Source organism: Loktanella sp. F6476L (genome assembly GCF_023015725.1).
Lineage (GTDB): Bacteria > Pseudomonadota > Alphaproteobacteria > Rhodobacterales > Rhodobacteraceae > Yoonia.
In genome coordinates this window covers 1-24,694 of the sequence record NZ_JALKAR010000003.1, presented here as the reverse complement: position 1 = coordinate 24,694, position 24,694 = coordinate 1, and the positions used below count along the sequence as shown (strand labels likewise).

Annotated in this window: 19 protein-coding genes; 7 read left to right on the top strand and 12 right to left on the bottom strand. The window is 55.5% G+C overall.

The window, feature by feature from the left end:
* Positions 1-64: 64 nt before the first annotated feature.
* The 8 genes from MWU61_RS07945 to MWU61_RS07910 form a co-directional block, all read right to left on the bottom strand.
* On the bottom strand, positions 65-2,890 hold the full coding sequence (locus MWU61_RS07945; protein ID WP_247127774.1) for a molybdopterin oxidoreductase family protein: 2,826 nt from the start codon (positions 2,888-2,890) through the stop codon (positions 65-67).
* A gap of 79 nt (positions 2,891-2,969) precedes the next feature.
* Positions 2,970-3,719 carry a sulfite exporter TauE/SafE family protein gene (locus tag MWU61_RS07940; RefSeq protein WP_247127773.1) on the bottom strand — a complete coding sequence of 250 codons (750 nt, stop codon included), beginning with the start codon at positions 3,717-3,719 and terminating at the stop codon, positions 2,970-2,972.
* Positions 3,720-4,778, bottom strand: coding sequence for an acetate kinase (locus MWU61_RS07935; RefSeq protein WP_247127772.1), 1,059 nt, complete (start codon positions 4,776-4,778; stop codon positions 3,720-3,722).
* Entirely contained in the window at positions 4,775-5,710 is a 936-nt protein-coding gene (locus MWU61_RS07930) for a phosphate acyltransferase (RefSeq protein WP_247127771.1), read from the bottom strand. The genes MWU61_RS07935 and MWU61_RS07930 overlap by 4 nt, the downstream gene beginning before the upstream one ends.
* Before the next feature lie 7 nt (positions 5,711-5,717).
* The gene (locus MWU61_RS07925) at positions 5,718-6,458 is read right to left on the bottom strand and encodes a TSUP family transporter (protein ID WP_247127770.1); all 741 of its coding nucleotides are present in this window, start codon (positions 6,456-6,458) and stop codon (positions 5,718-5,720) included.
* A 2-nt stretch (positions 6,459-6,460) separates the two neighbouring features.
* Positions 6,461-8,233 carry a sulfoacetaldehyde acetyltransferase gene (gene xsc, locus MWU61_RS07920; RefSeq protein WP_247127769.1) on the bottom strand — a complete coding sequence of 591 codons (1,773 nt, stop codon included), beginning with the start codon at positions 8,231-8,233 and terminating at the stop codon, positions 6,461-6,463.
* 202 nt (positions 8,234-8,435) lie between these two features.
* Positions 8,436-9,914 carry a PLP-dependent aminotransferase family protein gene (locus tag MWU61_RS07915; protein WP_247127768.1) on the bottom strand — a complete coding sequence of 493 codons (1,479 nt, stop codon included), beginning with the start codon at positions 9,912-9,914 and terminating at the stop codon, positions 8,436-8,438.
* Positions 9,915-10,142: 228 nt separating this feature from the next.
* Positions 10,143-11,525 carry an aminotransferase class III-fold pyridoxal phosphate-dependent enzyme gene (locus MWU61_RS07910; RefSeq protein WP_247127767.1) on the bottom strand — a complete coding sequence of 461 codons (1,383 nt, stop codon included), beginning with the start codon at positions 11,523-11,525 and terminating at the stop codon, positions 10,143-10,145.
* A gap of 453 nt (positions 11,526-11,978) precedes the next feature.
* On the opposite strand from MWU61_RS07910, the gene MWU61_RS07905 reads away from it, so the two are divergent.
* The 5 genes from MWU61_RS07905 to MWU61_RS07885 all read left to right on the top strand — a co-directional run bounded on the left by MWU61_RS07905 (position 11,979) and on the right by MWU61_RS07885 (position 17,227).
* On the top strand, positions 11,979-12,980 hold the full coding sequence (locus MWU61_RS07905; protein ID WP_247127766.1) for an ABC transporter substrate-binding protein: 1,002 nt from the start codon (positions 11,979-11,981) through the stop codon (positions 12,978-12,980).
* Between the two features lie 122 nt (positions 12,981-13,102).
* Positions 13,103-13,906: an ABC transporter ATP-binding protein gene (locus MWU61_RS07900; RefSeq protein ID WP_247127765.1), complete on the top strand. Its 804-nt coding sequence runs from the start codon at positions 13,103-13,105 to the stop codon at positions 13,904-13,906.
* Positions 13,906-15,240: an ABC transporter permease subunit gene (locus MWU61_RS07895; protein WP_247127764.1), complete on the top strand. Its 1,335-nt coding sequence runs from the start codon at positions 13,906-13,908 to the stop codon at positions 15,238-15,240. Before MWU61_RS07900 ends, MWU61_RS07895 begins: the two co-directional genes overlap by 1 nt.
* Before the next feature lie 123 nt (positions 15,241-15,363).
* On the top strand, positions 15,364-16,671 hold the full coding sequence (gene hisD / locus MWU61_RS07890; protein WP_247127763.1) for a histidinol dehydrogenase: 1,308 nt from the start codon (positions 15,364-15,366) through the stop codon (positions 16,669-16,671).
* A 37-nt stretch (positions 16,672-16,708) separates the two neighbouring features.
* Entirely contained in the window at positions 16,709-17,227 is a 519-nt protein-coding gene (locus MWU61_RS07885) for a hypothetical protein (RefSeq protein ID WP_247127762.1), read from the top strand.
* Positions 17,228-17,230: 3 nt separating this feature from the next.
* On the opposite strand, the gene uvrB is transcribed toward MWU61_RS07885, so the two are convergent.
* The gene (gene uvrB, locus MWU61_RS07880; RefSeq protein WP_281502005.1) at positions 17,231-19,438 is read right to left on the bottom strand and encodes an excinuclease ABC subunit UvrB; all 2,208 of its coding nucleotides are present in this window, start codon (positions 19,436-19,438) and stop codon (positions 17,231-17,233) included.
* A gap of 163 nt (positions 19,439-19,601) precedes the next feature.
* Between uvrB and MWU61_RS07875 the strand changes: the two genes are divergently transcribed.
* Complete coding sequence (locus MWU61_RS07875; protein ID WP_247127761.1) at positions 19,602-19,913, top strand: ETC complex I subunit; 312 nt, start codon at positions 19,602-19,604, stop codon at positions 19,911-19,913.
* Between the two features lie 90 nt (positions 19,914-20,003).
* Positions 20,004-20,945 (top strand): MYG1 family protein, encoded by a 942-nt coding sequence (locus tag MWU61_RS07870; RefSeq protein WP_247127760.1) that lies wholly within the window; start codon positions 20,004-20,006, stop codon positions 20,943-20,945.
* A 15-nt stretch (positions 20,946-20,960) separates the two neighbouring features.
* On the opposite strand, the gene MWU61_RS07865 is transcribed toward MWU61_RS07870, so the two are convergent.
* The 3 genes from MWU61_RS07865 to MWU61_RS07855 all read right to left on the bottom strand — a co-directional run bounded on the left by MWU61_RS07865 (position 20,961) and on the right by MWU61_RS07855 (position 24,268).
* Positions 20,961-21,392, bottom strand: a complete 432-nt coding sequence (locus MWU61_RS07865; RefSeq protein WP_247127759.1) for a glyoxalase superfamily protein — start codon at positions 21,390-21,392, stop codon at positions 20,961-20,963.
* Positions 21,389-22,780, bottom strand: a complete 1,392-nt coding sequence (locus MWU61_RS07860; protein ID WP_247127758.1) for an MATE family efflux transporter — start codon at positions 22,778-22,780, stop codon at positions 21,389-21,391. The genes MWU61_RS07865 and MWU61_RS07860 overlap by 4 nt, the downstream gene beginning before the upstream one ends.
* A 378-nt stretch (positions 22,781-23,158) precedes the next feature.
* On the bottom strand, positions 23,159-24,268 hold the full coding sequence (locus MWU61_RS07855; RefSeq protein WP_247127757.1) for a tyrosine-type recombinase/integrase: 1,110 nt from the start codon (positions 24,266-24,268) through the stop codon (positions 23,159-23,161).
* Positions 24,269-24,694 lie beyond the last annotated feature (426 nt).

Below are 24,694 nucleotides of genomic sequence, written 5' to 3'. Positions count from 1 at the left end.
CCTAAATGTGTGGACTGTGCCAGAGATTTCGGCAGGAATTTGTTTGGGCAGAGGGAATGATAGGTCATTTGCCCACCTTCCACGTCAGTTTGTCGGGGCCTTTGCCAACTGGCGATTTGATCGCAGGGATCGCTGGTTGCGCCTCGTTTGGAACACTGGATTTGCTGATTTTGACACGCAGGTCGAACCATGCGGCCTGACCTGTGATCGGGTCTGAATTCGCCCATCGCAGGCCATCACCTTTGGGTGGCAACAGTTCGTGGATAAGGTGGTTCAGCAGGAAGCCCTTGGTGGCTTCTGGGGCTTTTTCATCCAAGGCCCACGCGCCTTTGCGTTTGCCGATGGCGTTCCATGTCCAGATTGTGTTTTCGTTCAAACTGGCCTGATGTGCGACGGGCACCACAATTGCGCCATGGGCGGATTCAACTTTCGCCCAATCGCCTTCTTTGAACCCGTTTGCTTCCCAAATCTTCGTCGGGACATAGAGCGGGTTATGTCCGTGAATTTGACGGAGCCACGCGTTCTGGGTGCCCCATGAATGGTACATCGCCATCGGGCGTTGGGTCAGCGCGTGGACGGGATATTCGTCGACGTCCACGTGGCTGTCTTCAAAGGGCGCATACCAGATCGGCAGCGGGTCCATGGTTTTCTTGATCCGCTCGCGCAGGTGTTCAGGTGGCTGACGGTCCCCAACGCCTTCTGCTGCAAGTTGGAATTTGCGCATCGGTTCGACGTAAAGCTGGAAGATGTAAGGCTGCACCGCGTCGTAGAACCCCATCTCGACTGCCCAATCTTGGTAGGCTGCGTTGAAAGGTTTGAAATAGGCGGCTTCGGCCGGGACATGTTCCATCCAGAAGCCCCCGTTGTCGATGTAGGCCTGCAACTGATCAGGGTTCACGTCGCCGCGCCCTTTCCCGGACCCGTCTTCATTGCGGAAACCAGCCAGCGGCCCAACACCCGGACGGCGGATGTGGTTGGTAATGTAGTCGCCGTAGTCTTTGTATTTCTGGCTGCCGTCTTCGTTCACAAAACCGGGCATGTTCAGCATCGCGCCAAGTTCACAGAGCACGGATTGGAAGCCGCGCACGTCACGATCAGGTTCGACCACTGGCCAGCGGATCGCATCGGCCACAGCATCGGCTTCACAAATCGGACGGTCGAGCAGAGAGATACAATCGTGCCGTTCCAGATAGGTCGTGTCGGGCAGGATCAGGTCGGCGTATGCCACCATTTCGCTCGAGTACGCATCCGAATAGATGATGTTCGGGATCACATAGGACCCGTCTTCGTTCTTGTCCGTAAGCATTTTCATGACGCCGGACGTGTTCATCGACGAATTCCACGCCATGTTCGCCATATACATGAACAAGGTGTCGATTTTGTACGGCACGCCCGCGTGCGCGTTCGAGATGACCATATGCATCAGCCCGTGGGCGGACATGGGGTTGTCCCATGAATAGGCTTTGTCGATGCGGGTCGGGGTGCCGTCGTCCTGCAACAACAGGTCTTCGGGGCCGTGCACATAGCCGAGGTGCGGGCCGTCCAATGGCGCACCGACTGTGACCTTGCCGTGTGGTTTTGGATGCGCCGTTGCGGGTTTTGGGTAGGGCGGTTTGAACCGCATCCCACCGGGGGTCTCAACCGTGCCGAGCAGGATTTGCAGGACGTGCAACGCGCGGCAGGTTTGGAAACCGTTCGAATGTGCCGAAATCCCACGCATCGAATGGAAAGAGACGGGACGTCCGACCATCTTGTCATGCTTCTTACCGCGGAAGTCGGTCCACTCGCGTTCAATCGTGATTTCTTCGTCAAAGGCGACACGTGCCAATTCGGCAGCCATCGCACGGATTTTCTCCGCAGGGATGCCGGTCTTTTCGGCGACATTTTCTGGTGCGTATTTGTCCGACAGATATTTGTCGGCCATCTGGTGGAACACGGGACGATGCGTGATCCCGTCTTTTTCATAGGTGCCCGACAGATCAGGGTCGACGCCTTGACCGTTCCATGGTGCCAGCTTGCCGGTGTTGCGGTCGATGACCTGCGGTTGGCCGTTGCTGTCTTTTAAAAACAACCCGCGGTCATCGCTATTTGGGTCTTCGTTTACCAAAACAGACGCGTTGGTGAACCGCGCGAGATATTCCAGATCGACCTTACCGGCCTTCATCAAGCAATGGATCATCGACAGGATATACAGCCCGTCGGTGCCCGGTGTGATGCCAACCCATTCGTCGGCGACAGCGTTATAACCTGTGCGGATCGGGTTCACGCCGATGATCTTCGCGCCGTTTTTCTTGGCGCGTCCGATGCCCATCTTGATTGGGTTACTATCGTGATCTTCGGCGACGCCAAAGATCATCACCATCTTGGTCAGGTCCCAGTCAGGCTGACCGAATTCCCAGAAAGCACCGCCCATCGTGTAGATCCCAGCGGCGGCCATGTTCACCGAACAGAACCCGCCGTGGGCCGCAAAGTTCGGTGTGCCGTAGGCCTGCGCCCAGAAGCCTGTAAACGACTGCGACTGATCGCGACCGGTGAAGAACGCCAGCTTTTCAGGGGCTTCATTGCGGATCGGTTCAAGGTGGCCTTTTGCAATCGCCAGTGCCTCGTCCCACGAAATTTCTTCGAACTCGCCTGAACCGCGTTCGCCAACACGTTTCATGGGGGCGCGCAAACGGGATGGCGCGTTGTGCTGCATGATACCGGCAGAGCCTTTGGCACACAGCACACCTTGGTTTACCGGGTGGTCACGGTTGCCTTCGATGTAGGCGACCTTTCCTTCCTTCATATGCACGTTGATGCCGCAGCGACAGGCACACATGTAACAGGTCGTTTTGCGAACCTCGTCTGACACTTTCGGCGAAGTGTCGAGGTTGGGCTGGTGATGCGTCATGCGGGCCTCCCTATGGCGTACGTCGGCAATGCAATCACCGCTTTCGCGGCGCGTGCAGTGAATGTGGTGCGGTGGTCCATCATGTGGCCACCGTGCGGATCAGGCTGAAACCGGCCAGCGACATTAGCAGCGTCAGGCAGAACGGGCGGTAATACGGGGCCAACCGTTCGGTGAACGTTTGTTGGCCTGCGTAGACCCCTGCGGCTGCGAACACGGCCAGCGATAGACCGCGCGCTGCGGCTTGGCCGTTCATGACGCCAGTGACCAAATAGGTGATCATCGTCGTGGTGCTGCTGATGAAAAGAAACAGAACAAGCGCTGCCCGCATTTTCGCGGCGGGCGCATCTTGAGAAAGTACGTAAAGGGCGACAACCATGCCGCCAACGGATGCGAGACCCGTCGCAATTCCGGCGCAAAAACCGGACAGGTACAGTCCGGGTTTTGTGGCGAGAAACGCAAAGCGTACTTTGGCTAATTGGGTCGCAGACAAGATAATCAGAACCACCAAGACAACCAGTTTCGACGTGGCAACCGGCAATGCCATCATGGTTAAAACGCCGAACGGCACCCCGACGGTTGAACCGACGACCAGCCCGAGAACGACGCCGCGATCTGCTTCTTGCCAGCCGCCACGCGCCATAAGGACGGATGCGGTAAGCTCTAGCACCAAACAAATCGGGATCAGTTCAATCGGGGGTAGGATCAAAACGCCAGCGGCCATAACCAACGCCGACAATGCAAAGCCCGAAAATCCACGCACGACGCCCGCCAAGGTGACGATCACCGCCAGCCAAGCAAAGTCTTGCGAAGAGAGGGCCAGCAATTCCATCTACGCGCCCATCATTGACAAGGCGTCGCGGGCAATCGCTTTTTCTTCGTCCGCCGCAATGACATGAACGGTTGGCGTCCCAAAACAGGCCAGATGCCCCATGATTTGATCACGGATCGCTGGTGCGTTTTCGCCAATGCCACCTGTAAAGGCGACGGCATCTACACCGCCCATCGCGACGATAGCTGACCCCGCGTGACGTGCGGCCCAATAACAGAAATGGTCCACTGCAAACTTGGCCGCGTCATCGTCGCGGTCCAGCAGCGTTTTCATGTTGTTGTCGCCCGCCAACGCCTTGAGACCAGAGTTTTTGTTCAACATGCGGTCGGTTTCGGATTCGCCCAGAGCGTCCGAAATCCGTAGCACAGCGGCACCGTCGATATCGCCGGAACGGGTCCCCATGGTCAGGCCCGACAGTGGCGAATACCCCATGGATGTCGCGACGGATTTGCCGTCTTTAATCGCACAAAGCGAAGCCCCATTGCCAAGGTGAAAAGCCAGCAAGCGTTTCGGCAGCGCGTCACCAAATTCCGCAACCATATTGGCGTAGGACAACCCGTGGAAACCGTAGCGGCGAATGCCCGCGTCATGCTGAATTTGCGGGATTGCGTATCGCGTCGCGACCTCTGGATTTGTGGCGTGAAACGCTGTCCCGAACGAACAGAACTGCGGCAGATCGGGCGCTTTTTCGCGCAAAGCTATGATCGCAGCAAGGTTGTTGGGGTTGTGCAATGGCGCCAGCGGAATACAGTTTTCGATGGCTTTGATGACCGGATCAGTGACCTTTGCCGGCTGCGTCAGGATCGTGCCGCCATGCACCACGCGGTGGGCAGCAGCGGTTAGGTCCTTCAGTGCGACACCGTTGGATGCCAAGGCAGCAAGCATTGCGTCCAACGCGTCAGCATGGGTGGCCGTCGTGAGTGTTTCGCGTTTGTCACCAAGCCGCAATTCACCTTCGGTTCCAATATTTGTCACTGCACCACTGACGATCGACGCAAGCGACAGGTCAAAGACCTCTACTTTCAACGACGATGATCCCGCGTTCAGAACAAGTATCATTTTGGTAACCCGCAGCGAATAGATGCAAGGGCGGCTGACGCCATGCGCGCCGCCGCTGGATCAGCCCGCGATGTCAGCAAGATCGGTACCTTTGCGCCCGTGACAAGACCTGCTGCACAGCCGCCGCCGACGTAAACCAGCGATTTGAACAACGCGTTGCCGGACACGATATCGGGCACGATGATTGCGTCAGCTTGGCCAGCAACGGGATCATGGGTCAGTTTCTTGGTTTTCACGGCGTCCATCGACAGGATCAAGTCCAAGGCAAGCGGGCCGGACACATCCGCGTCTTCGATGTGCTTTGCAGCCCAGTCGGCCAATTCGCGGCCTTCCATGGATGAAGGGACGGCAGGGATCGGGCTTTCTGTCGCGGAAAGGATGGCAACCTTCGGGCGGGACGTGCCCAAGCGTTGCAGCAGATCGACAACCTCTTCGATTGCGCTTTGGCGTGTTTCGATATTCGGAGACACGTTCACTGCGGCGTCGGAGATCAGGATCGGTTTGCCGCCATCGGGGTGTGAAATATGGAAGATATGGACGAAGCGTTTATCGGTGCGTAGCCCATTGGCGCGACTGACGGCGGATTTCATGAAGACGTCGGTGTGCAACTGGCCTTTCATCAGGACATCAGCCTCGCCCGCGCCACAAAGCTGGGCGGCGGTCATGCCTGCCTCTTCTTCGCCGGTCGTGTCGTGGATCGCGTAGCCAGAGATGTCCCAATCCAGTTTTGCGGCCTCGCTGCGGATCGCGTCTGCTTCGCCCACGAACACTGGGATCATGATGCCGGCTTTGGTCGCATCTTCGGCGGCTTCCATCGGCAAGGGGGCACCTGCACGGGCGATGGCAACGCGCGGCGCTGCGAATCCCTGTGCGAGATCAAGAAGGTTCTGCGGGCAAACCGCTTCGCGACTGGAAACAAATGGGGAAGACATCAGAACCTCACAATAGCGCCCGGAGAAGTCCGAGCATCGACAGTATCAATAGTATAGCAATTGCAAATTTGCGAAAGCCTTGCGGGCTTGTTGAATTGAATTTTCTGCTGCCCAGCCAAATGCCAAGCCCCAGAAACGGCATTGCGCAGAGCGCGCCGATGCCTGTTTCCACCGTGATTAACCCGCCGTGCCACATCCATGGCATCGTGATCAGGTCCAATCCGGTGAGATAGACGATCATCGTTGCACGAAAGACGGGGGCCGCGATCGGCTGTGCTGTCAGGAACGCCGCGACCGGTAGACCGCCAATGCCTGCCGCGTTGCACATGCCCGATATGACGCCGACACCCGTAAACCCCGCTAAGGGGATCGTGCGTTGGATCGTCCATCCAGTCAGCAAAATCAGGGACATGGTGAATACGATGGCTGAAACGGCCAGTCGTGCGGTTTGATCGCCGACCGACAAAATCACGCTGATTGCAAATGGTAGGGCCAGTGCCGCCCCCAGCAACAACGCCCCAACGCGCCGCCAGTCGATGTGACCGCGAATGCCGCGTGCTTGAAGTGCTGTCATGATGATTTCGCACGAAAAGACCACCGGAATGAGGGGAAGCGGATTGGTGATGAGCGCTGCAAAAGCGATGAAAATCGCTGAAAAGCCAAAACCAGAATAGCCTCGGACATAGGCCGCAAATAGCAAAGCAATGCTAAGTGCGCCCAGTTGCCCGAGGCCGAGATCAAATAGCAAACTTACTCAGCTGCCATGTCGGATGCGTCGATCCCTGCCACTTTGACAGGTTTCTTCATCGCATCGCGGCGGAATGGTTCGCCAAGTTCTTGGTTCAGGATGACTTCGATCAACGTGGTAGTGTTGTTCTCCATCTGATCCACGATCGCTTGCTTCAGGGCTGCGGTGGTTTCCTCCATCGTGCGCGTTTGCACGCCTTTCAGGCCACAGGCTTGCGCGATACCAGCGTAAGACACTTTCATGTCCAGTTCGGTGCCGACAAAGTTATCGTCGAACCACAGTGTGGAGTTCCGCTTTTCAGCCCCCCACTGGTAGTTACGGAAAACGATCTGTGTGATGGCTGGCCATTCGTCGCGACCAATCGCTGTCAGTTCGTTCACGGAAATCCCGAACGCACCGTCACCCGCAAAACCGATCACAGGCACATCGCGCTGGCCGATTTTCGCGCCGATGATGGACGGAAGACCGTAACCACAAGGACCAAACAGACCCGGTGCCAGATATTTACGACCTGTTGGGAAGCTTGGGTAAGCGTTACCAATCGCGCAGTTGTTGCCGATGTCGGACGAGATGATCGCATCTTCTGGCATTGCGGACTGGATCGCACGCCAAGCCTGACGCGGTGACATCCAATCAGGACGCGCGTCGCGTGCGCGTTCGTTCCAAGTGGTGCCCGGATCATCCTGTTCGTGATCCAGAGACGTCAGTTCCTGCGCCCAAGCGGATTTGGTTGTAGCGATCAGGTTCTTACGCTCTTCACGACCCGCGTCACCGGCTGTGTCTGCCAGTTGGGACGTGATGCCGTTCGCCACTTTGGTCGCGTCGCCGACGATACCGACTGTGACCTTTTTGGTCAGACCGATACGGTCAGGGTTGATATCAACCTGAATAACCTTGGCGTTTGTTGGCCAATAGTCGATGCCGTAACCCGGCAAGGTTGAGAACGGGTTGAGACGTGTGCCAAGAGCCAGAACAACGTCTGCCTTGGAAATCAGTTCCATACCCGCTTTTGAGCCGTTGTAGCCCAATGGGCCTGCGAACAGCGGGTGATTGCCCGGGAATGCGTCGTTATGCTGGTAGCCTACGCATACCGGTGCGTCGAGCTTTTCAGCCAGAATGCGGGATGCTTCGATGCCGCCTTCGGCCAAAACAACGCCAGCGCCGTTCAAGATGACAGGGAATTTCGCTTCTGACAGCAGGGCCGCCGCGCTTGCGATGGAATCTGTGCCGCCTGGTGAGACCTCAAAATTGATTGGCTCTGGAATTTCGATGTCGACCACTTGCGTCCAGAAATCGCGCGGGATGTTGATCTGGGCAGGGCCGGACAAACGGTGCGCTTTGGAAATCACGCGCGCCAACACTTCGCAAATGCGGGATGGATCGCGGACTTCTTCTTGGTAGGCCACACAGTCAGCGAACAGGTTCATCTGTTCCATTTCCTGGAAGCCACCCTGACCGATTGTTTTGTTCGCAGCCTGTGGCGTGACAAGCAAGCAAGGTGTGTGGTTCCAGTAAGCGGTTTTCACGGATGTGACGAAGTTCGTGATGCCCGGACCGTTTTGCGCGATCATCATGGACATTTCGCCAGTCGCACGGGTGTAACCGTCGGCCATCATGCCGGCTGTCATTTCGTGGGCGCAATCCCAGAACGTGATGCCAGCAGCAGGGAAAATATCAGAAATTGGCATCATGGCAGAGCCGATGATCCCGAACGCGTGGCGAATGCCGTGCGCTTGCAACGTTTTGACGAAGGCTTCTTCGGTCGTCATTTTCATGGGAAATTCCCTCCAGACAGTTTGACAGGCGTGGCTTAAAGCCTCGTTGGTATTGGGGCGACACTAAGAATTGGTCAAGACCCGCGATAGGTCCAATAGGTCCAGCTCATTAGTGCCAGCGGCAAAATTAATGAGACTTTGTGTCTCAAAATTAATGATAGGTCGGATTTAGCAGCTATTCAGGCTTTTGCATACCCTAAAGTCACGCATGTCCCTTTTCTTCCAATGTCCGCAAGGCATCAGCGATGTGACCAATCCCTGCGGAAATCCGGCTTGCGGGGATAGAAGAGTATGCAACGCGGAAATAGTTTTCCGGTGGATTGGTGCTGTGGAAGAACGGTGCGCCGGGTTCGATCAGCACACCCTTCGCCCGCAGAATGTCCGCAAGGTGTTGTGTGTCGATATGCGGTGCGGCTTTCATCCAGATCGAACTGCCACCAAACGTACCTTGCCCCGCGACGGTAAGGCCGTTGTCGGCAATCGCCTGATCAATCACCATGCGCCGTTGTTCATACGCCTTGCTCATCCGGCGGACCAACGCGTCGTAGTGGCCTAGCGACAGATAGTAGGCGACGGTGCGCTGAATTTGGCCCGGTGGATGACGCAGGATCGAGGCCCGCAAGGCGCGTGCTTCGCGAATAAAGGGGGCAGGACCGACAAGGTAACCAAGCCTTAACCCCGGAAAGAGAGACTTCGAAAAAGAACCCACATAGATGACCCGCCCGTTCTGATCCAAGGATTTCAAAGACGGAGAGGGCGCCTTGAGAAAGGACATTTCGAATTCGTAGTCGTCTTCCACAATGAGAAAATCGTCGTCTTCTGCTTTTTGTAACAACGCTTTACGTCGATCCAAGGGCATCGTGCATGCGGTCGGACAGTGATGGCTTGGCGTTGTGAACACAACATCGGTTCCGTCAGGAATGGCTTCCGGTGGCAGGCCGTCTTTGTCCACGGACACGGGGCTTAACTGGCAACTGGACTGCGTCAGGATCGTGCGTAACGCGGGGTAGCTGGGGTCTTCGATGGCGGCGCGGCGACGCGCGTTCAGCACAACCTGCGCCGTCAGCCAGAGCGCGTTTTGCGCTCCCATTGTGACCAGCACTTCTTCCGGACCCGCGAGAATCCCGCGCCGTGGTAGAATCTGACGCGCAATGAATTCGATTAGCTTTGGGTCGTCGCGGTCATAATAATCCGCCGTCATCGCGCTGAAGTCGCGCTTACCAAGCGCCTGAAGCGCGCAGAGCCGCCAATTGGCGCTGTCAAACAGGGTAGGGTCGGTTTGGCCGTAAATGAACGGGTACTTATAGCTGGCCCAATCTTTCGGTCGGTCCATGTTAAACGCAGGCAGATGTTTGTGCCCGATCACGCGGCCCCAATCGACCGTACTATTGGGGGCCTGCTGGGCGGGGAACGCGGGTGGTTCAGGCGCATTTTCCGAAACGAAATAGCCGGATCGCCCTTTCGAAGTCAGGTAATCATCCGCAACCAATTCCGTATAGGCCAAGGTCACAGTGATGCGGCTGACACCAAGATGTTGTGCCATGCGACGTGATGACGGTAGCCGTTCACCGGGGCGGAAACGACCGGCCAGAATACCCTGCGCGACCATCTGCTGGATGCGGGCTTGCAGCGTGCCTTCGGCATCGGAATCGAGGAAAAAGGTTTCGATGGAAATTGGCATGGAGATTCTTCTGGACCTAAGGGCCTGATCAGGGTGGACCCATTCAAGTTAACGAACAAGGTTATTTTGAAGGTCTGATTGGAAATGCTGCACATGAAACCTTCCCCGCGGGGAAGGCGCGCGTCGTGCTTAGCAAAAGATGAATCCCTAGATGGTGTGGAAAGTGCACGATCTAGAAACGAAAAAGGGCACCGCAGATCGCGATGCCCTTGATGATGGCCTTAACCTTTAGCCCAGAACGCGCGTGATCGCTTGGTCGACCGCATCTGTGACGTGATCGATGTCGTCTGGCGTCGCGATCAGCGCTGGCGCAAACAACAAGGTGTTGTTGAAGCCCGGAAGCGATTTGTTTGTCGCCCCGATAATCACGCCTTGGTTCATACAATCGGCAACGATAGCTGCGACCAGTTTTTCGTCGACTGGTTCTTTGCTGTCGCGGTCTGTCACAAGTTCCGCGCCTGCAAACAGACCCATGCCACGCACGTCACCGATCCAGCTGTGCTTTTCCATGAGCGCGTGAAGGTTGTTCTTCAGGTGTTCACCTGTGCGGACAGAGTTGCCGCGCAAATCTTCTTCTTCGATGATCAACATGTTTTCGATCGCCGCTGCAGGCCCCGCAGTACACCCACCGAAGGTCGAGATATCGCGGAACATCGACAGTTTGTCGGTGTCGTCTTTGAACTGGTCGAACACAGCGTTGGTTGTCACACAGCACGAGATCGCAGCGTAGCCAGATGCCACGCCTTTCGCCATTGTCACGATGTCCGGCTGCACACCGAACTGCTGGTAGCCAAACCACGTCCCTGTCCGGCCAACGCCGCAGACGACTTCGTCGATGTGCAGTAGGATTTCGTATTTGCGGCACAGTTCTTGCACGCCTTCCCAGTACCCAGTTGGCGCGACGATGATGCCGCCGCCCGCAGTGATTGGTTCAAGGCAGATGGACCCGATGGTGTCCGCGCCTTCGCGCAAGATGACGTCTTCGATGGCTTTCAGTGATGCGGCTGCATATGCCTCGCCGGTCGATCCGTCTTGGGACCGGTATTCAAGGCAATGCGGCACAGGAATGAAGCCTGGCGTGTACGGGCCGTATTGTGCGTTGCGTTCTTCTTGGCCGCCCGCAGACAGGCACGCAATTGTTGTGCCGTGATAATCGCGTTCGCGGTAGAGGATCTTGGACTTTTTGCCGCCATGATGTTTGTGGCTGATCTGGCGGACCATTTTGAAGGCTTTCTCGTTCGCCTCTGAGCCAGAATTGGCGTAGTAGACGCGGTCGAGACCCGGCATTTTATCGATCAGCAGTTCCGCAAAGTTCGCGCCCGGGATCGTTCCCATCGTGCCGCCGAAGAAGCACATCTTGGATACCTGATCAGCAATTGCTTTGCCGATACGTTCGCGTCCGTAACCCACGTTGACGGTCCAAACACCGCCGGACACGGCATCGATATGTTCTTTGCCTTTGATGTCCCAAACCTTCAGGCCTTTGCCTTCGACGATGATGCGTGGGTCAACGCCAGAATCGTATGGTTTGTGCTGGGAAAGGTGGTGCCACACATGAGCCCGGTCGGCTTCGACAACATGGCCTGGGTCATTGGAAAGCGTAAAGTCCATCGGGACACTCCTTATTTGTATGGGTTTCGGGTGCACGAATCCGTAGATTCTGCTATTGCCTCGTTTTCAGACATTGCGCCTAACTGTTGGTTTCTCAGTAGGGCCAGAGTAGGTGCAAGCATATGTCCAGAATTAGTATGGAATGCGTCATCTGATCTGTGATTTGCACCAAGTTACTTAGAAAACTGGTACTTACAGCCAAAAATTCGCGAAATGCCGGTTTTCAGCCGTTCAGGCCTGATCGTTCGCGGCTGTTGACGGATCGGATTGTTCTGCTTTTGACTGCCCATTGCTACTGGGGGGTCAATTGCGAACGCCTTGGTGAACAACTTGTGTCCGCGAACGGGGGTGGTGAATTGCCTCTTTTCATGGTCATCTGAAAAATGACGAGGCGGGAAACACCTGTCCGGCAAACCGGTCTGCAGAAGGCCAACCAACGTGGAGAGAAACAAAATGAAACTTACCAACAAATTGATGAGCGCTGCTGCTGGCGTTGCAATGATGACTGGTGCAACGGCTGCGTTCGCAGACGGTCACGGTGAAATCACTGTCGGTTACTTCCTTGAGTGGCCAATGCCATTCCAGTTCGCAAAAGTGAACGGCACATACGACGAAGCGCTGGGCGCGAAAGTGAACTGGGTATCTTTCGATTCCGGTACTGCGATGTCCGCAGCTATGGCGTCTGGTGACGTGCAGCTGTCCGTATCCCAAGGTGTGCCGCCATTCGTAGTTGCTGCATCCGCTGGTCAGGATCTGCAGATCCTCGACGTTGCTGTGTCCTACGCTGAAAACGACAACTGCGTTGTGTCTTCCGGTCTCGAAATCGACGCGTCTTCTGCGGCTGAACTGGCTGGCAAGAAAGTTGCTGTTCCGCTTGGTACCGCTGCGCACTACGGTTTCCTGCGTCAGATGGACCACTTCGGTGTAGATGTTGCATCTTTGGATGTTGTTGACATGGCGCCTGCTGATGGTGCTGCTGCGATCGCACAAGGCCAAGTCGACATGTCTTGCGGCTGGGGCGGTGCATTGAACCGCATGAAAGAGCACGGCAACGTGTTGCTGACAGGCGCTGAAAAAGAAGCGCTCGGCATTCTTGTTTTTGACGTCACATCAGGTCCAGCCGACTTTGTCGCTGAAAACTCTGAAATGGTTTCCAAGTTCCTGAAAGTGACTGCAGACGCAAACGCGGCATGGGCATCTGGCGAAAACGAAGCTGAAATGCTGGCAGTGATCGCCAACGATTCCGGTATGGACGTTGAAGCGGCTGCTGCATCTTTGGCAACATTCGTTTTCCCAACAGTGGAAGAACAGCTGTCTGAAGCATGGCTTGGCGGCGCGGCGCCTGCGTTCATGAAGGGCGTGGCTGATGTGTTCGTAGAATCTGGCTCTATCCCATCATCTTTGGATGATTACGCTGGCGCAGTGAACACTGGCCCATTGGCTGCTGCTCAATAAATTAAACGGTAAGGGCGCGGCGCAAATGCTGCGCCCTTATTGCAAAAGCAGGTCGCGATTTTTCATGACGAAATTCGGTAACAGCGAATTTTCTCAGGGAAAATAACAACAGGGAGCAGGATATGTCTGGTTTACAGATGGATAAAATATCCATGCGTTTCGATCTGCCAAACGGCAGCTCCGTCCAAGCATTAAAAGATGTGTCGCTTGATCTTAAGGCTGGCGAATTACTGTCGGTCCTTGGGCCGTCCGGGTGTGGTAAGACCACGCTTTTGAACATTGTCGCCGGGTTTTTGGCCCCGACAGAGGGCAAGATCGTCCTGAACGGAAACACTGTTCACGGCCCCGGTGCTGAACGCGGCATGGTGTTTCAGCAGGGTGCATTATTCGAATGGATGTCCGTGCGTGAAAACGTGGGCTTTGGCCCGAAGATGAAAGGCATGGCGGCTGGTCCGAAGCGCGAGATCGTGGATCATTTGCTGGATGTCGTCGGTCTTGGTGATTTCAAGGAAAAGGCGGTTTACGAATTGTCCGGCGGGATGCAGCAACGTGTTGCTTTGGCCCGCTGTCTGGCGAATGAACCTGATGTCATCTTGATGGACGAACCGCTGGGTGCGCTTGACGCGCTGACCCGCGAAAAGATGCAGGGTCTGGTTCTGAAGCTTTGGAAAGAGACTGGTAAGACGATCATTCTGATCACGCACTCTGTTGAGGAAGCGCTGTTGTTGGGTGAACGCTTGCTGGTCATGGCACCACGTCCGGGCCGTATCCATAAAGAATACCGTTTGCCGTTCGCTGAAATGGGCGTTGATCAAGATCTGCGCGACGTCAAAAAGCACCCCCAGTTTGGTCAAGTCCGCGAGGAGATCCTTGGCATGATTTGGGACATGGAAGAAGAAATCATGGGCCGGAAGGAGGGCGCGTAATGGGTATCATTTCACAACTCGGCGCTGAACTGGGCGCGGTCTTGGCCACGTTGTTTGGCGCGTTGCCGTATATCTTGGGCTACGTGCTGCTAATTTTGGCGTTCTCGTTCATCTGGCAGGCCGTCAAGCGGTTCCTGACCCCAAAAGCGGACTATGGTTCGTTGAAAACGGTGACTTTCGGGGACGAAAGCGCGGTCACGTCGAATTCTGTCGCATCGGTCGTTTCGATTGTTCTTATTTTCGTTTTATGGGGGGCGTTTACCGGATCTAAACTGTTGCCGTCCTTTATGCATGCGCCCGGTGCGTTCACCGGCGAAGGGTCGTTCACATACACGGTCACGACGCCAGACGGTCAGTCTGACGATGCGACTGTTTCGGTTATTGTATTCGAGACTGGCGCGCCTGTTGATGCACCTGACGTTGACCCCGGTGAAGGTTTTGCCAAGAACGACAGCATCGCGTTGGCTGCTTATCGGTCCGCATTGCTGCGCGTTGACGAGAACGATGAAATCGGTCGTGCCGAAGAAGCTACAGTGACGGCAATTAACGGTGAAGCGATTGAACCGGGCGGGTCTGTCAGCACCGACTTTGGTCGTGTGGAGCTGTCTGGGAAAGGCACACCAAACGTCTATCCATCAAAGGGTATACAGATGGAGCCAATCTGGCTGCCAGCGCCCGAAGCCGTGTGGAGCCGTTTGACGGAAATCGCCACCGAAGGGTACCGGAATTCGACCTTGGCGGAACACCTTGGTTTCTCGCTTTTCCGCGTGATCGTAGGCTTTATCCTTGGTGCCATCGTCGGCATTCCGCTTGGCTATGCGATGGGTCTGTCGAACTGGTTCCGTGGCTGGTTTGACCCGATTGTGGAATTCATGCGCCCTGTGCCGCCGCTGGCCTTGATCCCGCTTGTGATCATCTGGGCGGGTATTGGTGAAGTTGGTAAGATCATCCTGCTGTTCCTCGCCGCCCTTTGGATCATGGCGATTGCCGCCCGATCCGGTGTGTCTGGTGTTCGTATTTCCAAAGTGCATGCGGCCTATTCGCTGGGTGCATCGAAGTGGCAGATCATGCGGTATGTCATCATTCCAAACTCGCTTCCTGAAATCTTTACAGGTGCGCGTGTTGCGATGGGTGTTTGCTGGGGTACCGTTGTTGCGGCTGAATTGGTTGCTGCAGAAAAAGGGGCCGGCATGATGATCATGGTCGCGTCCAAGTTCCAATCGACGGACATCGTTCTGATGGGGATCATCCTGATTGGTGTCATCGGCTTTAGCATTGATATGCTGATGCGCTGGGCGGAACGCTGGTTGGTGCCTTGGAAGGGTAAGGGTTAACGCCCCCTCGGATTTCCTAAATCGGCTTTCAGCCAACCAAAACACATCAAGGCAAGGCGGTTTCACGCTTTGCCTTTTTGTTTGTCCATGGCCATGTGGCGCTGACACCTAAGGAGTTTCACGATGGCCGAGTATCTGAAAACCGCAAGCCGGACCGCCGAAGAAGACCACGCCGATGTCAGCGTTGCCGTGCGCGCGCTGTTGGATGAGGTTGCACAGGGCGGAGAGGCCGCAGCGATCGCTTTGGCAAAGCGGTTCGACAAATGGGATGGACCGATTGTTGCGACACGCGCCGACATTGACGCGGCCAAAGCAAATCTGCCGGAGCAGGTGAAAAAAGACATCCAATTCGCGCATGCCAATGTGAAAAGGTTTGCGCTGGCGCAACGCGAAACGATTGTCGACACACAGGTCGAAATCATGCCGGGGCTGATTGCGGGGCAAAAGCAAATTCCGGTGAATGCGGCCGGTTGTTATGTGCCGGGCGGACGGTATGCGCATATTGCGTCTGCGATTATGACCGTGACGACGGCCAAGGCTGCTGGCGTTGGTCATGTCACCGCGTGTTCGCCGCCAACACCCGGCAAAGGTATCCCCGATTCCATCCTGTATGCGATGGACTTGTGCGGCGCTGATACGATCCTGAACATGGGCGGTGTGCAGGCTGTCGCGTCGATGGCGACCGGTTTGTTTGATATCCCGAAGGCAGACATTTTGGTTGGTCCGGGCAATGCCTTTGTCGCTGAAGCAAAACGCGTTTTGTTTGGTCAGGTGGGGATTGATATGGTTGCCGGTCCTACGGATTCGCTCGTGCTTGCCGATAGTTCCGCTGATCCGGAAATCGTGGCTGTGGACCTTGTGGGTCAGGCTGAACATGGCCCCAATTCACCGGTTTGGCTGGTGACAGACGATCGCGCATTGGCCGAAAAGGTGATCGCCCGCGTGCCTGCGCTGATCGACGATCTGCCAGAGCTGAACGCAAACAGTGCTCGCGCTGCGTGGCGGGATTATGCCGAAGTGATCCTGTGCGAAGACCGCAATGAAATTGTCGCAGAATCCGACCGTATCGCGCCCGAACATTTGACCGTTATGTGCGCTGATCTGGATTGGTATCTGGATAGTTTGACGAACTACGGGTCGTTGTTTTTGGGTGAAGAAACGACAGTTGCCTTTGGTGACAAAGCGTCAGGTCCAAACCATGTTTTGCCGACTTCAGGTGCCGCGCGTTACACTGGTGGTTTGTTCGTTGGTAAGTTCATGAAAACAGTGACGTGGCAGCGATCAACGCGCGATGCGGCCAAACCGGTTGCAGAGGCGACAGCCCGTATTTCTCGGATGGAGGGGATGGAGGGCCATGCCCGTTCTGCGGATATTCGTTTGGCAAAGTTCTTTCCGGACGAGACTTTCGATCTTGGCACGACTGCGGACTAGTGTTGCATTCGGCATGCCGCCTTGATTCAAGTGCGGCATGCTTTCTGATCTCCTTTTGCTTGCTCCGGCGGCGATCATCTTTGTCATACTTCTGCTGTTGCGACTGCAGGGGAGGGCGACAGATGCTGTGCCGTCCGAAGACACTGCGCCGCGCAATGCGATTGTTGTCGATGGGTCTAACGTGATGCATTGGGGCGGCGATCCATCTCTGGATGTTGTGTCGCGGGTTTTGCGAAGGCTTGAGACAGCAGGCTTCAGCCCTATCGTCTTTTTTGACGCAAATGTGGGGTATAAGGTGGGTGAACGCTACTATACTGAGGAAACGCTTGCCCCGCTCATTGGTGTCCGATTTGATCATATTGTGGTCGTCGATAAGGGCGTTGTCGCGGACGAAATGATCTTGCAGTGCGCGACCGATCTTGGTGCGCGGATCGTGACGCAAGACAAATTCCGTGACTGGCGCGTCCGGTTCCCGCACGCCGCAAAGAAGGGGGTGCTTGTCAGCGGTAAATACACTAATGGCAATGTGAAATGGGCGCGACCATTGAAGGTCTAGCGCCTATTTCTTACCACCATAGCGCGATTTTCCGCCACGCATCCCGCCGCGACCGCCGGTACTGCGCCCTGATTTGACACCCGCCTCGACCACCGCTTTTTCGACGGCTTGTTGCCGCGCGAGTGGATCATCGGACACGGCAAGATCGACAGCTTCGAGGCGTTTGACCTCGTCACGCAAACGCGCCGCTTCTTCGAATTCAAGGTTCTCAGCCGCTTTACGCATGTCGGTCCGCAGCCCGTCGAGAACGGTTTGCAGGTTTCCGCCCGCAAGCGGATTGTCGATTTTGGCGGTGACGCGGTTCATGTCGGCGTCGCCTTTGTACAGACCCGCAAGAATGTCTTCGACGTTCTTCTTAACTGTCATCGGCGTGATGCCGTGTTCTTCGTTGTATGCCTGTTGTTTGGTACGACGGCGTTCGGTTTCTTTCATCGCACGTTCCATCGAACCGGTGATCCGATCGGCGTACATAATCACGCGTCCTTCCGCGTTTCGTGCCGCACGACCGATGGTCTGAACTAGGGACGTTTCAGAGCGCAGGAAGCCCTCTTTATCCGCGTCCAAGATAGCGACGAGGCCACATTCGGGGATGTCGAGACCTTCGCGCAAAAGGTTAATGCCGATGAGGACATCAAACGCGCCAAGCCGCAGATCCCGCAGGATTTCGATCCGTTCAATTGTGTCAATATCCGAGTGCATGTAGCGCACGCGGATACCTTGTTCGTGCATGTATTCGGTCAGGTCTTCGGCCATGCGTTTGGTCAGCGTGGTGCACAGTGTACGGTAGCCATCAGCGCTGACTTTACGGACCTCGTCGAGCAGATCGTCGACCTGCATCTCGACTGGTCTAATCTCAATTTTCGGGTCAATTAGGCCGGTAGGGCGGATGATTTGTTCAGAAAACACACCCCCGGCTTGATCGAGCTCCCACGCGGATGGGGTCGCAGACACGAAGACAGACTGCGGGCGCATGGCGTCCCATTCTTCGAATTTCAGCGGACGGTTATCCATACAGGACGGCAACCGGAACCCGTGTTCGGCCAGCGTCATTTTGCGTCTAAAGTCACCTTTATACATGCCGCCGATTTGCGGGACGGATACGTGGGATTCATCGGCAAACACGATGGCATTGTCAGGGATAAATTCGAACAGGGTGGGGGGCGGTTCGCCCGGCGCGCGACCCGTCAGGTAGCGCGAATAGTTTTCGATGCCGTTACAAACGCCCGTCGCTTCAAGCATTTCGAGGTCGAAGTTTGTCCGCTGTTCGAGGCGTTGTGCCTCTAACAATTTGCTGTCCGCGACCAATTGATCCAGCCGCATGCGAAGTTCTTTTTTGATCCCAACGACAGCTTGCTGCATGGTTGGTTTTGGCGTCACGTAGTGTGAGTTCGCATAAATGCGGACCTTATCGAAAGTGCCAGTTTTTTGGCCCGTCAAAGGGTCAAATTCTGTAATGCTTTCCAGTTCTTCGCCAAAGAACGACAGTTTCCATGCTTTGTCATCAAGGTGAGCTGGCCACACTTCTAGGCTGTCGCCGCGCACACGGAAACAGCCACGCTGGAATCCCTGATCGTTGCGGCGATATTGCTGCGCCACTAGGTCGGCGATGATACCGCGCTGGTCGTAACTTTGACCGACGTAGATATCCTGCGTCATGGCTCCATATGTTTCGACGGACCCGATACCGTAAATGCAAGACACGGACGCCACGATGATCACGTCATCGCGTTCTAACAGCGCACGCGTGGCCGAATGGCGCATACGGTCGATTTGTTCGTTAATCTGGCTTTCTTTTTCGATGTAGGTGTCGGACCGCGCAACGTAGGCTTCGGGTTGATAGTAGTCATAATAACTTACGAAATATTCAACGGCGTTTTCGGGGAAGAACCCTTTGAATTCGCCGTACAATTGGGCGGCGAGCGTTTTGTTCGGGGCCAGAATAATCGCAGGACGTTGGGTTTCTTCAATGACCTTAGCCATCGTGAACGTTTTGCCGGTACCGGTGGCGCCCAACAACACTTGGTTCTGTTCACCAGACAGCACACCTTCGGACAATTCTTTGATCGCGGCGGGCTGATCGCCCGCTGCATCGAATTCGGTCACGAGCTTAAATCGTTGACCGCCCTCAAGTTTTTCCCGCGTCCGCACATCCGGAGCAGGGTTCGCCATGAAGGGCATATCTGGCGATTTGTCGGTCTGGGCGTACGGCATTGGGGGCTCCTTGCGGGATACCATACATTTGGCGTTTCGCAGCAAAGCTTCAACCCCTGATTGGAGGGTGATGCCACGCGACAGAGTTCGTTAATCCCATTGATCGGGAAACCTTGCATTATCCGCCCGATTTTTACATAAGTCGGCCATCAAGGAGATCCTCATGCGTGCACGTATTTTCAAGCCTGCGAGAACAGCCATGTCATCCGGCACGGCAAAGACCCGTCATTGGGTTTTGGAGCATGTAAACGAGACTGGTCGCGACGTTGACCCGTTGATGGGATGGACGTCGTCATCGGATACGCAAGCGCAAGTGCGCCTGACGTTCGATTCGAAAGAAGCCGCCCTTGATTACGCAAAAGACCACGGAATCGACGCGGTCGTGCAAGAACCAAAAACCCGCAAGGCGAATGTGCGCCCCGGCGGTTACGGCGAAAATTTTGCGACAAACCGTCGTGGGGCTTGGACCCACTAAGCGGTTCGTCCCCCATCGCTATCCGAAGGCGGCCAGCTCGGTCGCCTTTTTTCATTCTGATTGATCAATATCGACCCTGCGGAGCTATCAATGACCATTACACATCTTGTCACCCATTCTGGCGGTTTTCACGCCGATGAGTTGATGTCCTCGGTCATTTTGACCCGCCTATTTCCGGATGCGACGTTGCTTCGGACCCGCGACAAAGCCTGGATCACACCGGGCGAGGACAAGATCATTTATGATGTCGGTGGTGACTATGACGCCGCCGCCCAGATTTTCGATCATCACCAACGGCCCAGTCCATTGCGTGAGGACGAGCAGCCATTCAGTTCGTTTGGTCTGATATGGAAGCATTTCGGGTCCGACTATCTGGCCGCGCTGGACGTTCCAGAGGCTGATATTGATCTGGTTCATGCGACTGTTGATACCAAGTTCGTGCTGCCGATTGATCTGCTGGACAATGGCGCAATGGAGCCTTCGGTTGCGGGTCCTTTGTCCGTTCTGACGTTGCCAAGCCTTCTTGGCAGTCTGAAACCGGTTTTTGATGACACGTCTCCAACCGCTGATGATGATGCATTCCACAACGCTTTGCCAATTGCGCGCAGTTTCGTTGAAGCGTTTGTCGCAAACATTGCCGCGAAATACCGGGCCACTGGGATCGTCGAAGCCGCAATTGAAGCGGCTGGCGAGTCCGAAATTCTTGAACTGCCAATGGGCATGCCTTACCGGTCGACGTTGCTTAAGATGGAAGCGGATCACATTCTATTCGTTGTTAACCCGCGCGGCGGTGATTGGACGTTGAATGGGATCAAACTGTCCCATGACACCTTTGATCAGCGTGCTGATCTTCCTGCGTCATGGGCTGGTTTAACCGATGCAGCGCTTGAAGCCGCGACAGGCGTTCAGGGGGCAAAGTTCTGCCACAACGCTCGTTTCATTGCCGTTGCGAATAGCCGTGACGCGATCATGGAAATGGCTGAAATTGCGGTTAAAGAAGCATCGCAGGCGGTCGCTGAACCGACCACCTGAGACGAAGGGACGCGTCTACCAGAGGTCGATTTGAAGCTGGGCCTGACTGTCGCTGGTGCGTTCGGCGGAATGCCCTTTGGGGCCAACGACACCCCGAATACGCGTGCGAAAGTTCGTGAAGCTATCGGAGGTCACGACGTCAACGGGTTCATCCAGCTGTAGTTCCAGTTCGTGCCAGCCGGGCCTAACCACCGAAGCGGCGATCACCCGCGCGGTGAACGGTTGTGACAAGTACGTCCCCTTTACGGTGTCACCGATGGCCCATCCCTTTGGCGGTTCGTTTCCGATAGCCGCAAACATAGTGTTCCAATCGCGGTAACCATATTGGTGAGCGATAAACTCAAGCGATTTGGCATGCCCGATTGGCGTCCCATCGGTGGTCATCTTTGTGCGTAAGCGCTTTGCCTGTTCTTTCGCTTGCGCTGCTGAGGGAAGTTGCGTGTTCATAGTGGTGCTCCTTCGTTCGTGTGGAATAGACCCCATTTGAGGGGCTGTGTGCGTGCAACGTTCCAGAGAATGAATGCTGTCAGGCATAACAGCATCATTTCTGCGACGGGGCCCGCGTACCAAATCCCTTCTTCACCAAAGAAGATCGGCAAGGCGAACGTCAGAGGGATCGCAAAGGCGTAAGGTTTGGTCAGCCCTAAGATTGCGGCTTTGGTGGCAGATCCGATGGCCTGAAAATAGGAGGCGACCATCATCAATGGGCCGACCGCAAAGAAGACACTGGTCATTATCGGCAGAATGCGGGTGACTTCGGCGATGACAGCGTGATCGTCCACAAATGCGCGCGCGATTTGGCTTGATATGGTCATCACGACGATCTGCACGGTGCTGCAATAGGCAAACGCGGCCCAAAGCGCCACGCGCAGGCTGGCGTCTGATCGTTGCCAAAGTGCTGCCCCGTAATTGTTGCCCGTGATCGTTTGCATCGCGAAAGACAGCCCTAGAAGCGGCAAAAAGGCAAATGTGATGACCCGCGTGATGATCCCATAGGCCGTAATCGTATCGGCGTAGCCGGGCCGACCGACCCACTGAAGCGCGCTGATAATTGCCGCAGACCCCAGCGCCAAACCGATGAAATTCAGGCTTTGTGGTGCGCCCAATGCAAGGATGCGTGCCCATTTCCTGTACATCGAATGCGACAGCAACGTTGCAGGCCGTAAAGGGGTGTCGCCGACAAAACGAAATGTCGTGATAATGCAAAAGGCAAGGGCTTGCGCGGCGGCTGTCCCATAGGCTGATCCCGCGACGCCCATGTCCAAAATCGCAATCAAAACATAGTTGAAAACGATATTGGCAATCGACACCAGCAGGCTCATTGCTGCCATGAGACCTACGCGCCCTTCGTTCCGCAATGCGTCAGAATTCACCGACAAGACGAATAAAAGCGGCGCGAAAAAGACTGTGATCCGCAGGTAGGTCAAACCCATTTCTGCAAGTGTTTCGGACCCGCCTGCAGTGCGTAAGGCGACGGGCTTGCCCAACAAAACAAACAACCCGATCAGAACAGCCCCCAACGCAATCGCAAGTCCATGTGCCCCCGCAAACGTCGCCCGCGCATTTTCCATATCGTTGGCCCCAAGCGCCCGAGCCAACAGGCTGGACATCCCGTTTGCCACAAGCGTGGAAAGTGCCACAATCAACATATAAATAGGGAACATCAGGGTCACCGCTGCCAACGCATCGGGTCCCACATATATCCCCAAAAACAGTGCGTCGGCCACCGACAACAACCCGTTCATACCCATCACAAAAATGATCGGCAGCGCGGTTTTGAGGTAGACGGAACCAAGTGGTCCATCGGTAAATGAATTCGTAGGGGTATTTGTCATATCCCGTATCTCTCTTGCCTGATCGCGCAGTTTAAGATGGGACCCGCGTTACCATCCGCGCGATGTGCGGAAAGAGGTATATAGAGATTTACGCCGTAGAACTTAACCAAGACAAACGTCAGCGGGAGGCAGGTGTCTACAACCTGCTCTTGGGTTATTGTGAAAATCTTGGCACGTCAAGCCGCTGTCATTCGGTTGGCTTTGTGAGAGCGGCACGCGGTAATCCACGTCGTCCAATGGCTGTGCGGCGCCGAGTGCGCATCTGGTAATGACCTATCGCGTCGGCGCGCGGGCAATTCGTGCGGAAGCCTGGTTTAGGATTTGTTTGGTGACCCCGGCAGGATTCGAACCTGCAACCTGCCCCTTAGGAGGGGGTTATTAATCATCTGTATTTCCTTTCTTTTTTCGTGGTTTAGGCTGTTTTGAATTCTTGTGCTGTACCGGTTTTGTACGAAAATGCTCTCTTAGAGAGGCCTCGTCGGTCTCAGGATGGGCGTAAACGCGCATGGGCAAAGAAGCGTCTGACCATCGTCCAGCCTCGGCTGCATCGATCGGATTCACGTTCAGCCTGACGACTAGTTCAGTGAAGAAGCCATGCCGACCGGCAGCGTGCGCTGATAGATACGGGATGCCCGCCTTCTTGCAGATCGTTTTCCAGCGGTTGTTGTAGCTCGTCGAGCTGTTGTAACCGAACACCCTCTGTTCCAACAGCTTTCCGGTGCGCGGGTTTCGCGTGAACTTTTTGGGAAGTGCCATCAGATCAGCCATCATTTCTTTCGATACCTTAACCCACCCTGCGGCGTGACCTTTCTGGGCTTTAAGCCAGACCTGACATTTCTCCTCATCAACATCGATTGGCGTCATGGAAACCGCTTGATCGATCCGCGCTGCCGTCTCGAACATGAGCCTCAGCATGGCGGCATTATGTGGATCAGCGACTTTGCAGAAGGCTGCAACCCAGTCGCGATCTGACGGAGTGCGCGTGACACGACTGGCTTTCTTACGTCTAGTATCCTGCGCGACCCGCTCGTTGCTGGAGTATTGGCGGACCTTGATCGCCGGCGTGCCTTTCAGCTCGTGGGCGTTGTTGATCACAGCGCGGGCGGGGGTCACGATCTCACGCCACCATGTGTCGGTTGAGGCAAGGGGCTTCATCTTCGGGCCAAGTGATTTGAGCAGTTTGCCAGTGATTTTTGTTAGCGGTGTCGCCCCGATCTCGCGGTCGATTGGCAATAACTGCCTCGCTGTCTTGGTATTGGCATTGTAGATCAGCACTGCATCAGAGAATGTCTGGGCCGCTTCTTCGCCAACCATGTGTTTATGCCGTTGATACTTCGTCTCGGCTGCTATCCAGTTTTCCGCGCCAGCCTTAGTAGGTGAGCCTGAGCTGCACCGGTATGGCCCCGCGATCCGTGCCCCTTCGAACTCGACCCAGCCTTTGATCCAGAGATTGCTGCTTGTTTTGTGTTTGTAGGATTCGAGAGGCATGGCTCAGGCTCCGTTAGAATTCGGTCCATCTGTTCACCGGTAATGATCATTGCATTACCCAGTTTGCAGCATGCTCCCAGCCGGTTGGCTTTTCCGCGTAACGTTCGTTCTGTGATTGCGAAGCCCCGAGACGAAAGAACTTCCACCCACTGGGTCGGGGACTTTCCGTTATCCAGAACTTCCGATCCAAGGGACCGGATAGATTGATTTGGCATTCTCAGTCTCCCGACGGTTGACCGTTGCTGGTCTCCGAAGATGCGATGATCAAACTTTCAATCTGGAGCGGTGTAAGAAGCATGGACCTGTCGCGGTTTGATGCCGCTCCTTTGATAGCATTTACTGCAACAAAGGAGATGAACTATGGGACTGAAACGTACGGACGAATTTCGCCAAGATGCGGTGCGGATTGCATTGACCAGTGGGCTA